The organism is Verrucomicrobiales bacterium, assembly GCA_016793885.1.
Classification (GTDB): Bacteria; Verrucomicrobiota; Verrucomicrobiia; order Limisphaerales; family UBA11320; genus UBA11320.
The window spans coordinates 55,884-69,385 of record JAEUHE010000065.1; the positions used below are offsets into that span (position 1 = coordinate 55,884).

The window sequence follows — 13,502 nt, forward strand, 5'->3', positions numbered from 1 at the left end:
TTCTCAAAAAGGCGACGGGGCGGAATGCATTTCCGACCTGGCCAGAAGAAGCATCCGAACAAGGGGCAGGATCGGCCCAATCCCGAAGCCAAACTCGCGGCCAGCACCTCGGGCGAGGCTGAGCACGTCTACGATCCGAATCGATATGCCAAGGAGATCGAGCGCAGCGAGAATCTCGCCGCGGGCTTGCCGGCTGAGGGTGGACCTGCCCAGGAAAAGGAAGAGTCCGCGCATCCTCATCGCGGGCCGCGAGCCAATCGCAAAGCCACCCCTCCGCCTCCGGCCCCGCCGGAAGAGGCCTACGTGCCAGTTCCAGTACCCGATCCCAAACCGGATGGCATCATTTCGGCCATCAAGGCGGCGGCCTCCAAGGTCTTCAATGCGGTGACCCGCCTGATCAAGCCTAAGGAGCGGTCTCACAAGGAAATCATCATCAACGCGGAATCGCTGGAGATTCGCGTCGCGGTGCTCATTGAAGGAAAACTGGACGAGTTTACGATCGAGCGCACCACCACCGAGCGTCTGGTCGGGAGCATTTACAAAGGCAAGGTCCGCAACCTTGAGGATGGACTCAAGGCCGCCTTCGTCGATATCGGGTTCGAAAAGAACGCCTTCCTTCACTACTGGGATATCGTTCCGAACAACTTCGACAGCGGTGTGGAAGTGGTGGAGCGCGACAACCGCAAGCGGGACAAGCCTCGGATCACTCACAAGGACATCCCCCGTCTCTATCCTCCCGGAAGCGACATCATTGTCCAGGTGACCAAGGGACCCATTGGCACCAAGGGACCTCGGATCACGGGCAATCTCGTGCTGCCGGGTCGCTACCTGGTATTGCTCCCCAATTCGGATCAGTCAGGCATTTCGCGCAAGATCGAGGACAACGAGGAGCGCCAACGGCTGAAGAAAATCCTGCGCAGCCTCTCGATCCCCGATGGCATGGGCGTGATTATTCGGACTGCCGGTGAGGGCCAGCAGGCGCGGTACTTTGTTCGGGACCTGGCCCTTTTGCTCGAGGAATGGAATGGGATCCAGGAGCGCATCAAGAGCCAGAACTCCGCCACCTGCGTGTTCCAGGAGCCTGACCTGATCGAGCGAACGGTCCGCGACTTCCTCACAGAAGACGTGGAGCGTATCGTGGTGGACAGCCAGATCCAGTTCGGCCGGATCAATGGGATGATCAACAAAATCAGCCGTCGGTCGGCCGATAAGGTCAAGCCTTACACCGAGCCGCAGCCGATTTTCGATCGGTTCGGCATCACCAAACAGCTCGAGAACACCTTCTCACGTCAGGTCCACCTGAAGAGCGGTGGCTATCTGGTGGTGGATGAAACCGAAGCGTTGGTGGCTATCGACGTCAATACGGGACGCCATAAGGGTGGCAAGGATCAGGAGTCCACCATCCTTAAGGTTAATCTGGAGGCGGCGGAGGAGATCTGCCGTCAGCTCCGCCTTCGGAACATCGGTGGTTTGATCGTCTTGGACTTCATCGACATGAAGCATCCGCGCGACCGCCGTCAGGTGTATCAGAAGGTCAAGGAAGGTCTCCGACGCGACCGTGCCAAGACCCATATCCTTCCGATCTCCGATCTGGGGCTGATGGAGATGACCCGGCAGCGGCACACCGAGAGTGTGCATGCGTCGGTTTATGAGGACTGTCCGTATTGCAAAGGTCGGGGCAAGGTGAAGAGCGCGCTCACCATGAGCGTGGAGATTCAGCGCAAGCTGGGTGAGATTTTGAAGAAGCGGCATCGCGACGAGTCGGACTTTCAGCTCAAGATCAACGTGCATCCCAACGTCCTCGAGCGGTTGCGCAATGAGGACGAGAAGCTGTTCATTGAGATGGAGAAGAAGTATTTCGGAAAACTGTCGTTCCGTCCTGAGCCCTCACTGCATGCCGAGGAGTTCAAGATCTACAACGCCGTGACGAATCAAGAGATTCACTCCAGCTGAGGGATTTCTCGACCCAAATCTTCGAAAAGCTGCTGTTGGCGCAGGCCGGCAGCAGCTTTTTTGTGTTCGGGATGGAGAAGGGTGGGTCCTCGGATGTTCTCAGTCAGGAAGCCATCTTAACTTGGAGATATGGGAAAACCGTATCTTCCGCTACCCCCAATCCTGATACGGGCCTGAAACTGTAGCTACCCCGGACGACCGATTATTCCATACGTACGTGCTAAATAATCGGTCAGATCTCGCCCTGCCCCCTATGGTCACCAAGGGGGGTAGGGAGGGACTTGATCGAGGATGGATCCGCTTGAGGTGATAGTTCTGATCTCGTCGAGCCCACTCCTGCCCCAGGCCTGGAATAACATGTGGGCCACTTCGCGAGGGCCGCGAAACGATCGTCACCCCCTCGTCTCTCCGCCACGCTGCCCCACCCCATTCGATCCCCCAGGGCCGATCACGGCTCGAGTGAAAATCAGAAATCTAAACCTCGTCGTACCGATTATTTCGTACGTACGTATGCAATAATCGGTCGTGCTCGATCCATGGTGCACTTTGGAGCGGGTGAGACTGACTGGGAGACGCCTTACTTGGGGAAAGTGAAGTCTTTCAGCCACCCCGGGGCACGGATTCCGGTGTTTATGATCCTCCGATATCGATCCGTTCTCGCGCCTCAAGCCAAGCGGGCGGAATCCCATCTGCCGGATTCCCCGACGCGATGATCCCCCCAACGATCGCGCAATTGGTGTCGATATCCCCAAAGCCGCCAATGGTTGCCCAGATAGCTTGTGCATAGTTGTTAGGATGACGCGCCACGCACCACAGACAGAAGGGAACTGTATCCGAAGCGATGACGGCAGAGCCGTTTCCCAGCCGTTCGCCCGCAGCTTCGGGTCGGGTGGTGAAAGGGACTTCCAGCGCTACCTGCAGCTTTTCGAACGTTTCCGTCTTGGGAAGATGGGTGAGCACATGCTCGATCAGAGCGTATCCACTGCTGAGCTTGGGTTGGTTTGCGATCCATCCAGCTGCCAAGGCCACCGCGATGGCTCCCGCTTGTCCGTCCGGGTGGGCGTGGGTGACCTCAGCGGAAGCCCTGGCTTCGGCGATGATTCGATCAACGTCGTCGTGCAGATAGGCTCCCACCGGAGCGGCGCGCATGGCGCCTCCGTTTCCGCACGATCCCTTCCCCTCGAAGACGAGGCGTGCCGCCTGGTTCCAGGACATGCCATTGGAGATGGCGGTGAGAACGGTGTGAGCGCCTCGTCCGTAACCACGCAAGGGGTCGATGCGATATTCGGCCGAGAAGCCCTCGGCGAGTGTTTGCTGATGAATAAACCCGTGGCGTTGAAGGCATCGAACAATCGAGAGAGCCATGATTGTGTCGTCGGTGACTCGCCACGGTCCCGACGGGATTTGTGGCTCGACACCGCTCAAGCCAAATCTGGCCTCGCCGGTGAGAAAACGCTCTCCCAGGCTGTCCCCCACGGAGAGACCGTCGAGGGATCGCAGCGCCCTCGCTAGCCGCAGCCCGTGATCGGGGGGCAATGATCTTGATGCGGGGGTGGGTTTGGAGTTCATCTCAGCTCATTTCATTTTGTCGGCCGGGGCTTCCAAAAAGCCCAGCAGATCCAGCACCTGATCTCGGCTGAATCCGTTGAGCAATCCTTCGGGCATGGGCGATACTGAACTGAGCTTACGGCTCACGACCTGGTCCAGAGCCGCTTCGACTTCCCACTCACCCGAGGAGCCGGTTGCCAGGACGAGCTGGCGGGTGTCTTCTTGAACGATTACTCCGCTGACCTCGGACCCGTCCTTCAGTTGGAGTTGAGTCACCTGGTACTTTTCGTCGATCGCTCGGGAGGGAAACAGAACACTCTCCAGAATTGCGCGTCGATCCATGCGGAGTCCCACGGATGTGAGATCAGGACCCTGGTCTCCACCTTCGGAGCCCGCACGGTGACAGTGCATGCATCCTGCCGCTTGGAACAGCTGTTCTCCTGAGGTTCGTGAGCGGCTGCCTTGAGTAAAGCTCAGATCAAAATCCTCCAGCTTCCAATCTCGGCCTTCGCCCCGGACTGGGCTCGAACTCAGCTTCGCCGCGGTGAGTGCCACGGGCCTTTGCGACGTTAGGTAGGGTTGAAGTGTGCGAGCATCCTCGACGCCTAGCCGGTCCGCGACCCGCTTGCGGGACCGATGGATGGAGGAATAATAGTCCCGTCCCCCCTGCGCTTGCTCCGCCCGCTGCAAGGCTTCGAAAAAAGCGATTCGATCCTTCTGAGTCCACTCGGTTTCCAGAGGGGCAAGTTGAGCGCAAAAATGCACGAGGTCATCCGTCAGTCGAGTCCGTGCGAGCAGCCCGCAAGTCTTGGAGAGGACTTCCGGATGCCGTAGGAAGGTGAGAATGCGAGCCATCTCGCGATTCACCCAACGAGAAGGAGTTGGGTATTCCGAATTGAGACGGTTTCCGATTTGCGACGCGAGCGCGGGTGCGGGGACTCCCTGACGAGCAAGCGCGGCACTGAGCACGCGGAGGGCATCCAGCCGATCGCGCTCCGTCAGGTCCGTCCAAGGAAGCTGGGCGATCTGCTGCAATGCCTCATCAATTGAGCCCTCATCACATCGCACCATGGCCAATAAGGCGGCCAGCCTCACTGGGATGGAGGGTTCGCCTAGCGCACGGCTTTTCCAGTCGCGGATCGGCCACTCCTCCAGTTTCCGCAACGCGGTGTAACGTACGGTACGGTTGCTGTGCTCGAGGCCGTTCCAAATGGTGTTCAACGATCGCGGTGAAGCCGGGGATGCCGGCAGTAACCGGCTGAGCAGGACCGCTGAGGGTTCCGGCGAGGCCTTGCGGTCGTGGGAGGCATGAGGGTCGCGGGAACCCGTTGAACTCACCCGATACAATCCTGATTGAGTTCCCCGGCCTCCAGTGACGACATACATAGCCCCGTCGTTGCCGAAGGTGAAATCGGTTACATTAAAGGGACGCGCGCTGAGAAAGACCTCCCAAGTTGCGGCGCTGGTTTCGGAATCGGATCTGGGATGGACTGCGATCATTCGTCCGTAGGCCCAGTCGGCAATGAAGAACGCCCGGCGATACTTTTCCGGGAATCCACTCCGCGTTCCAAACTGAACCCCGGTGGGCGAACCAACCCCAATATCCACGACCGATGGGATGGAATCCAGACTGTAGAGAGGCAGGTTGCCTTCCCCGCGTCGCCAGCCGAAGTCGCCACCTGGGACCAAGTTTAACACCCGCGTGGGATGGTACCACGGGGCTCCGATGTCGCGTTCCATATCGGCATCGTAGGTGAAGAGCTGTCCGTGGGCGTCGAATGCCAGGTCCATCGGATTTCTTAGGCCTCCGGCAAAGAGCCGGAAGAACGAGCCGTCCTGATCCGTTTGAAGCACATGTCCTACCCGCGCATATCGAGCGGTGGGTCTGACCTTTGAGGGTGTTGAGGTGGGCAGGAGCACGTCATCGGGCATTCGTTGCAACGGCGAGGCTGGATCTAGCTCCTTAGGCAAGGCGACATCGTCGCCGTGGGCGATGTAGATGAGACCGTCGGGACCCAAGGTCATTTGGTTTCTTCCGTGTCCCACCCCGCCTTCCGTGGCTAACAAAAGCTTCTTCTCCTCAAATACTCCGTCGTCGTCGACATCTCTCAGTCGGTAGAGTCCTTTGTCGTTGTTGGCATTCACAAAGAGATAACCGTGGGCATGTAGCAATCCGCGGCATTCTTTCAGGGTGTTTTCGATCACTTGAACTCGCTCTACGCGTTGGGAGCCGAGCGTCAGGCGCAGCAACCCCTGCTTCTCCCGTGCGATGACCAATCGCCCTTGAGGATCGAAATCCAGGGCGATCCAAGAGTCCTCATCGGGTAGGGCGGAGCGGAGTAGTTCCACTTGGAAGCCCGGGAGGACCTGGAAAGTGTGGGGATCCGTCGCTGTTCCGGTCCCTTTCGCGAGCATCCAACTGTTGTAGGCATCGACCGAGCGGGTGGCGGCGAAGGGATCGCCCCAGCGTTTTAGCCCGGTTGCCCCATGGTTCATAGCGGGCTGCCAGTCGGGCGTATCGGCGTCCGGGAGTTGCTGCCAGTGCGAGGGGGCGGTCCGGCCGCCTGCCCAGGAGGAATCAGAGACCACCCATCGTTGACGGCCATCGTTGAGCGCCAACTCGAGCATCAGGCGAAGGGCGGGGGGACGGTTGGACGCTTGAACTTCGACCGCGAGCAGATTGGTGCCGGTTTTGAGTAAGCGAGTGACGTCCAAGCTCAGGGCGTTGCTGACTCCAGCGCAGCGTCCAGCCGGCGTGCCGTTAAGCCATAGTTCGGCTCGTTCGTCGGCTGCGATGAGCAAGATGGCTTTCGCCACATTGGCTCCGGACACGAAGGAGCGTCGGAAGTGATGGGTTTGCGCAGTGGAGGAAGCCGCCGTTTGATCCTTGGGACTCGAGAGCGTGATCCACTCCGATTGGTGGGGCAGTAAGTCTTCGCTCACCACGGCACGGCACAACAGTGGCAGGCAAAGGAATGCGATCAGGCCGAGTTTCATGGCCGAGAGGTGTAGCCTTGAACTTCGGGTACGGCAACGCTCAATGGGCCTGACGGGGCGCAGGGGGTGATTATTTTCCGGGTGAGGCGGGGAACTATCGAACGGCGGACCTAGCAATCGTTGTTCGTATGGAGTTCCGCCTTCAGGCGGAAGAGGCGTAAACATGAGCCCACCAGTCTAGGATCCAGCGCCCCCATGCTCCTCATGCCCTAGGGGACCGCCTGAAGGCGGAACTACGTACAAAAGACGACGGCTCACCCTCAAATAATCACACCCTTGCTCTGCGGGGTGATTAACTCCACACGACGCTCTATCCTTTGCACCGCCAAAACGTTTCCATTCTACTTAGGAATCTATCAACCCAGCGAATGGCTCAGGGGGACTGCTTTGTCTGACAGACTCTAACGCTAGAAACAGCCGAAGGCCCCGCGTTAGTCGGGGATGGACATTTGTTGAAACCGGTCGCACAAGGCTGGCCTACGAATCCTCTCGATTTGGAGTCTGGATTTTCAGCCCTCTCGGCCCTACTATGTAGTGCGTTAGCCATGTTCAAAGGAAAGCTTTCAGTCCTGTTGGCCCTGTTCCCGACTTTGGCACTCCAGTCGGCCGTGGTGGATTACAGCCGTGATATCCAACCCGTGCTCGCCGAGCACTGTTTCCATTGTCACGGGATGGATGAAAAGACGCGCAAAGGGAATCTGCGTTTGGACGATCGGGAGGCGGCGCTCAAGGGGGGGAAGAACGATGGTCCCGCGATTGTTCCAGGGCAGCCGGACAAGAGCGCCTTGCTGGCGCGGATCCTCTCCCACGATCCCGATGAGGTGATGCCTCCTCCCAAGGAGAAAAAGCCGGTATTGGCCGCCGACGTTTCGAAGTTGCGGGAGTGGATTGCAGAGGGGGCTCCCTACTCGGGGCATTGGGCGTTTACCGCCCCCGTGAAGGTGGCTTTGCCGGAAGGATCTTCCCATCCAGTGGACGCCTTTGTCCTCGCGCGGCTGAAAAAGGAAGGGCTTTCGTTCTCTCCGGCCGCCTCCCCTGAAACCATCTGCCGTCGATTGCATCTCGATCTCATAGGCCTTCCGCCGGCTCCGGCGGCGCTGGATGCATTCCTGCAGGACGTGGGCAGGTCGGGGCTGGAACGGGCGACCCGCGATTGGACGGAAACCTTGCTCAAGGACCGCCGGTACGGGGAGAAATGGGCTCGGCACTGGCTGGATGTCGCTCGCTATTCCGACAGCAACGGCTTCGAAAAGGACCTGCCACGTGATCAATGGGCTTGGCGCGACTGGGTTATCGAGGCCATGAACTCAGATTTACCGTACGATCGTTTTTTGATGGAGCAGCTGGCCGGTGATCTCTTGCCCGACGCTTCGCAAGAACAGCGAATCGCCACCGGCTTTCTTCGCAACAGCATGCTCAATGAGGAGGGGGCAATCATCCCCGAGGAGTGGCGGATGGAGGCCATGTTTGATCGGATGGACGCGGTGGGCTCGGGCATGCTGGGCTTGTCGCTTCGATGCGCACAGTGTCACACGCACAAGTTCGATCCCATCTCCCACACTGAATACTACGGGGTCTTTGCTTTCTTAAACAACGCCTATGAGGCCAAGTCCTGGGTCTATTCGAAGGATGGGCTGTCGGCGATCACGAACCTGCAGGCTGCTCTTCGGAAAACAGAGGACGAGCTGAAAAAGGCGCATCCCGATTGGGAGAAGCAGATGGCCACATGGGAAGAGGAGGAGTTGAAGCGGTGGCGTCAAACCGAGTGGACCGTAATCAAAGCAGAGGACACCCACTCATCGTCGGAGCTGAACCATCCGGTCATCCTTCCGGACAACAGCATTTTGACGCTGGGGCATCCCACCACGGGAGGAGACATTCATTTGTTGGCGGAGCCTGCGCTGGACAATGTCACCGGGATCCGACTCGAGGTTTTAACGCACGGCGATTTACCCATGAACGGGCCGGGGCGGAGTTATAAAGGATCGTGGGCCTTGTCTGAACTGATCGTGGAAGCCAAGGCCCCGGGCTCCAACAAGTGGGAGCGGCTGCCTTTGAAACAGGCCTCGGCGGATTTTGAGGAGTCGGCCGCGGGCATGGAGCCGGAGTGGGCCAGTCCGGCGGACAAGGAAAACCGGCGGCAGCGCGGGCCGGCGGCGTTTTTGGCGGATGGAGATCCCAAGACGGCGTGGCGGGCGGATCGCGGGGCTGGCCGACGCAATACGGACTCCGTCGCGGTGGCTCAGTTTGAGAAGCCACTGACGCTGCCCCCCGGCACGAAGTTGAAGGTGGCGCTGCTGCTTGAGCACAGCGATGGGGGAAATGGGTATCGGAACACGATGATCGGGCGGTTTCGCGTGGCGCTGACCAAGGCCTCCGACCCGAAGGTGGGGCGAACGCCCTACGCAGCGATTCTGGCATTGCAGACTCCTGCGGATCGGCGGTCGCCTGAGCAAAAGCAGGCGCTCTTCGATGCCTGGCGAATGTCCAATTCGGCGCTGAGCACATTCAATGACCAGCTCGCGAAACACTGGGCGGGATATCCTGAGGCGAAAACCACCGTTCTCCACCTGGCTGAACGGACCCCGGCTGATCTTCGGGAAACCCGACGGCTGGACCGGGGTGTGTGGAGTCAAGGCAAGGAAGTCATCGAACCTCAGGTTCCGAGCGCGTTGCATTCCCTGCCTGCGGATGTTCCGCGCACCCGTCTGGCATTTGCCCGCTGGGTGGCCGACCGGCGCTCGCCGCTGACTGCCCGGGTGGCGGTGAACCGAGTTTGGCAGGCGGTTTTTGGGGTGGGGATTGTGGAAACGGCGGACGACTTCGGCACGCGATCGCCGGAGCCCTCGCATCGGGAGTTGTTGGACTGGCTGGCGGTCGACTTCATGGACAACGGGTGGAGCCAAAAGCATCTGCTGCGCACCTTGTTGTCATCGGCCGTGTATCAGCAAAGCTCTCATTCCAGTCCGTCCTTGGTGGAGCGTGATCCGAAAAATCGACTACTCGCCCGGGGGCCGCGGTTCCGGGCGGAAGCCGAGGTTGTACGGGACCTGGTGCTCAGCGCCTCCGGTCTGCTTTCGGACAAGTTCGGCGGGCCCAGCGTTTTCCCGCCGATGCCCCAGAGTGTTTTGGACTTCAACTTTTTCCGACCGGACTACTGGAAGCCGGCCGAAGATGCGACCCGCTACAGCCGCGCCCTTTACGTCTTTAGAAAGCGTTCGATGCCCGATCCGACCCTGATAGCTTTTGATGCTCCGACCGGCGACACGTCGTGCACGCGACGGCCCCGTTCCAATTCGCCCCTGGCTGCCCTCACGGCCATGAACGAGCCGATCTTCGTCGAGGCCGCCCAGGCCTTGGCGCTCCGTGTTCTGCGGGAGGGTGGTGCGGACGACGGTGCCCGCGCGGAGTATGCGTTTCGGCTCTGCACCAGCCGCAGGCCGACCGAGCAAGAACGGCGGGAAATCCTGAGCTTATTGGAAAGCCGGCGGCAACGGCTTAAACGAGGTGAGCTCAAGGCCTCGGAAATAGCGTTCTCTTCCCTGACGAAGCCCCAGGACATTCCGCCCGAGGCCACGCCCAACGAGGTGGCGGCGTGGGCCGTCGTGGCTCGCGTCCTCCTGAACCTGGACGAAACCATTGCCAAGAACTAACCGCGAGACTAAAGCCATGAACTCCTCTGTTGATCCTCAAGCCAGTTTGCCCGGGATGCTGGCGCGTCGCTGGTTTCTTCGTGATTGCACCATCGGACTGGGCGGAATTGCGCTGGGACAGCTGCTTCGACGCGACGGCCTCGCTGCCGCCTCCACGAATCCGCTGGTTCCTCGTCGTCCTCATTACGCTGGCAAGGCCAAGCGGGTCATCTACATGTTTCACGCGGGCGCGCCCAGCCATCTGGAGCTGTTTGATTACAAGCCGGAGCTGGAGAAGCGAAATGGTCAGCTTCCGCCCGCGGAGCTGTTGAAGGATTATCGGGCGGCCTTCATCAAGCCTAACTCCGCACTGCTCGGACCCAAGTTCAAGTTTGTAAAGCGAGGCGCTTGCGGGATGGAGTTGAGTGAAGTGATCCCCCAGATCGGGAGCGTGGCCGATGAGCTGTGCCTGATCCGGTCGATGCAGACCGACGCGGTCAACCATGCCCCGGCGCAGATCCTCATGAACACGGGCAATCAGAACTTCGGTCGGCCGAGTTTTGGAGCTTGGACGCTGTATGGGTTGGGCAGCGAGAGCGACAATCTTCCGGGCTACGTCGTGCTCATCAGCGCCAAAGGGACGAGCGGCGGGGCGAGCAATTATGGGTCGGGTTTCCTGCCCAATATGTATGGCGGCGTTCCCTTCCGCAGTGCAGGGGATCCGGTGTTGTATCTGTCTAATCCCAAGGGATTTGACGCGGAGACCCAGCGCGCTTCGTTGGATACCCTGAATCGACTTAACGGGATGGCTTACGACCGTTCCGGGGATCCGGACATCTCGGCGCGCATTCAGAACTATGAAATGGCTTATCGATTGCAGAGCAGCGCCCCGGAGCTGACCGATCTTTCCACCGAGCCACAGCATGTTCTGGATCTGTATGGCATTAAAGATATCAAGCAGGCCGGCTATGCTCGGAACTGCTTGCTGGCCCGCCGGATGATCGAGCGGGGTGTTAGGTTTGTGCAGCTTTTCCACGAGGCATGGGATCATCACGGCGGCCTCACCAGTGGAGTGAAGCAGAACGCTCAGGATACGGACCAAGCCAGTGCCGCGTTGGTGAAGGATTTAAAGCAGCGGGGGCTGTTGGATGAAACCCTGCTGGTGTGGGGCGGAGAGTTTGGTCGCACGCCCATGGTGCAGGGAGGAAATGATGGTCGTGACCATCACAATCGCTGCTTCTCGTTCTGGCTGGCTGGCGGTGGGGTGAAGGCCGGTCATGTGCATGGGGAGACCGATGATCTCGGGTTCAATGTTGTTTCGAATCCCGTTCATGTGAACGACCTGAACGCCACGTTGCTGCACCTGCTAGGGTTTGATCACACCAAGTTGACCCATCGAGTTCAGGGCTTGGACATGCGGTTGACCGGGATAGCGGGAAATGTGGTGAAGGGTGTGTTGGCGTGAGGGATGGCGAGCCTCCGAGTGTAGGAGCCGCTTGTCACGGCAGAGCTGCCAGCGGAGACGGAACGTGAGAAGGCTTCGGGTTGGCGAAACCTCATTCTGGACCCAGGGATTCGGTGCGCGCCCAGGACTCCTGACGTCGTCCCCTACAGTTCCGGAGTGTAGGAGCCGACGTGAGGAGGCTTCGGGTTGGCGAGTCCTCATTCTGGACCCAGGGATTCGGTGCGCGCCCAGGACTCCTGACGTCGTCCCCTACAGTTTCCGAGTGTAGGAGCCGACGTGAGGAGGCTTGGGGTCGGCGAAACTCCTGGCGTTCGAGGGTCTTGGGCAGGAGTGGGCTCGACAGAGTCTCTCCCTACCGCGGTGACGGGATCTTTGCTTCGCTCGATCGTTACTTTTTCGCGCTCCGCCACTCCGCCAGCGTCGTCTCCGGCGGATGGTTGGATGAAGGTCGCTTTCCGCGGCCTAATCGTTGCGCGGAATAAATGCCGGCATGGCCGCTGGCGAGGTAGGCCACGAAGCAGGCGAGTCCGAGATACAGTCCGTGCTCCTTTCCAAAGAGCTCCATTCCCATGATGGCGCAGGCCAGGGGAGTGTTGCTGGCCGCGGCGAACACGGCCACGAAACCCAATCCGGCGAAAAGATCGATGGGGGCGTTGAACCAGCCGCCCAGGGTGTTCCCGAGCGCGGCACCGATGAAGAACAGGGGAGTGACTTCCCCGCCTTTAAATCCGGCGCTGAGAGTGACGGCGGTGAACAAGAGCTTCCAGGCCCAGCTCCACGGGTGGGCTCCTCCGGCTTGGAAAGAGGACAAGATGCTCACCTCGCCCGGAACCGGGCTGCTGACGCCCAGTCCCAGATAGCTGCGGTCGTGAATGACGAAAGTCAGGCCGATCACGATCAGCCCACCGACAACCGGGCGCCATAACGGCTGAGTCAGCCAGCGTTGAGACTGCTTCCCTAGGAAGTGCATCGCCTCCACAAACAGTCGGCTGGCCAGCCCGAAGCACATTGAGGCGAGCACAATCTTAATGGCCAACATCATGTGAAACTGCCAGGGGGGAATGCTGTGAGCTGCCGAAGGCGGACCGCTCAACAAGCTGGCGATCGCGTAGGGGGTATGGTGAATGCCCCATGCAGTGCAGGTGGCATCACCCACAAAGCCCGCCACGAGGCAAGGTAGGACCGCTGCCCAGCGAAGTCTTCCAATAATCGAAACCTCGATGGCGAACACGGCCCCGGCCAGCGGCGTTCCAAACACCGCGCCAAATCCGGCCGCCATGCCGGCCAGGAGCACATGGGGCTCGATCGTCCGGGGCATTCGGCACCATCGAACGAGACCGCCAGCGATGCCGCCGCCCATTTGGACCGCCGTTCCTTCCCGACCTGCTGATCCGCCACACAAATGGGTGAGTAGGGTGGAGAGCAGTATGAACGGCGCAAGCCGGGCGGGGACAGCTCCCGAAGGCTCATGAACCTGTTTGAGAATCAAGTTCGTGCCTTGATCGGCATTGTCACCAAAACGCCGGTAAGCCCAGATCATTGCCGCACCGGCGAGCGGGAGGCCAAACAACAGCCAGGGAAAGGCGAAGCGCAGGCGAGTGACGTGATCCAAGGACCACAGGAAAAGAGCGCTGGCTGAACCGGTTAGGATCGCCACCGGCAGAGCCCAGAGGGTCTCGAGGAGGACGAGGCTTCGTTTTCCGGGCGGCACTGCTGTCTCTGAGCTAGGGCTCATGTCTGGAGGGGAGTCTGGGATCGAGGGATGTCCCTAGCCACTCGAAAATGTACGAACGGGCGCCTTCTTCCGAATTGAATGTTTCGCCAATTTCCCGTTTGATCCATCTCCAGCACGAATGCCTTACCTGGTTCCAGAGTTGAAGTCGCGGTGGATGGCCTGCTTCTCGCCT

Annotated in this window: 6 protein-coding genes; 3 read left to right on the plus strand and 3 right to left on the minus strand. The window is 59.8% G+C overall.

The window, feature by feature from the left end:
• Positions 1 to 24 precede the first annotated feature (24 nt).
• Positions 25 to 1,953 carry an Rne/Rng family ribonuclease gene (locus JNN07_08380; GenBank protein MBL9167743.1) on the plus strand — a complete coding sequence of 643 codons (1,929 nt, stop codon included), beginning with the start codon at positions 25 to 27 and terminating at the stop codon, positions 1,951 to 1,953.
• 630 nt (positions 1,954 to 2,583) lie between these two features.
• Here JNN07_08380 and JNN07_08385 read toward each other — a convergent pair.
• Together JNN07_08385 and JNN07_08390 are read right to left on the minus strand one after the other, a co-directional pair.
• Positions 2,584 to 3,522 carry an ADP-ribosylglycohydrolase family protein gene (locus JNN07_08385; protein ID MBL9167744.1) on the minus strand — a complete coding sequence of 313 codons (939 nt, stop codon included), beginning with the start codon at positions 3,520 to 3,522 and terminating at the stop codon, positions 2,584 to 2,586.
• Between the two features lie 6 nt (positions 3,523 to 3,528).
• Positions 3,529 to 6,498, minus strand: coding sequence for a c-type cytochrome (locus JNN07_08390; GenBank protein ID MBL9167745.1), 2,970 nt, complete (start codon positions 6,496 to 6,498; stop codon positions 3,529 to 3,531).
• A 545-nt stretch (positions 6,499 to 7,043) separates the two neighbouring features.
• Between JNN07_08390 and JNN07_08395 the strand changes: the two genes are divergently transcribed.
• Positions 7,044 to 10,151 carry a PSD1 domain-containing protein gene (locus JNN07_08395; protein MBL9167746.1) on the plus strand — a complete coding sequence of 1,036 codons (3,108 nt, stop codon included), beginning with the start codon at positions 7,044 to 7,046 and terminating at the stop codon, positions 10,149 to 10,151.
• Positions 10,152 to 10,206: 55 nt separating this feature from the next.
• A complete protein-coding gene (locus tag JNN07_08400; protein MBL9167747.1) occupies positions 10,207 to 11,595 on the plus strand; it encodes a DUF1501 domain-containing protein in 1,389 nt (462 codons plus the stop codon).
• Between the two features lie 388 nt (positions 11,596 to 11,983).
• On the opposite strand, the gene JNN07_08405 is transcribed toward JNN07_08400, so the two are convergent.
• Positions 11,984 to 13,330 (minus strand): voltage-gated chloride channel family protein, encoded by a 1,347-nt coding sequence (locus JNN07_08405; protein ID MBL9167748.1) that lies wholly within the window; start codon positions 13,328 to 13,330, stop codon positions 11,984 to 11,986.
• Positions 13,331 to 13,502: the final 172 nt, after the last annotated feature.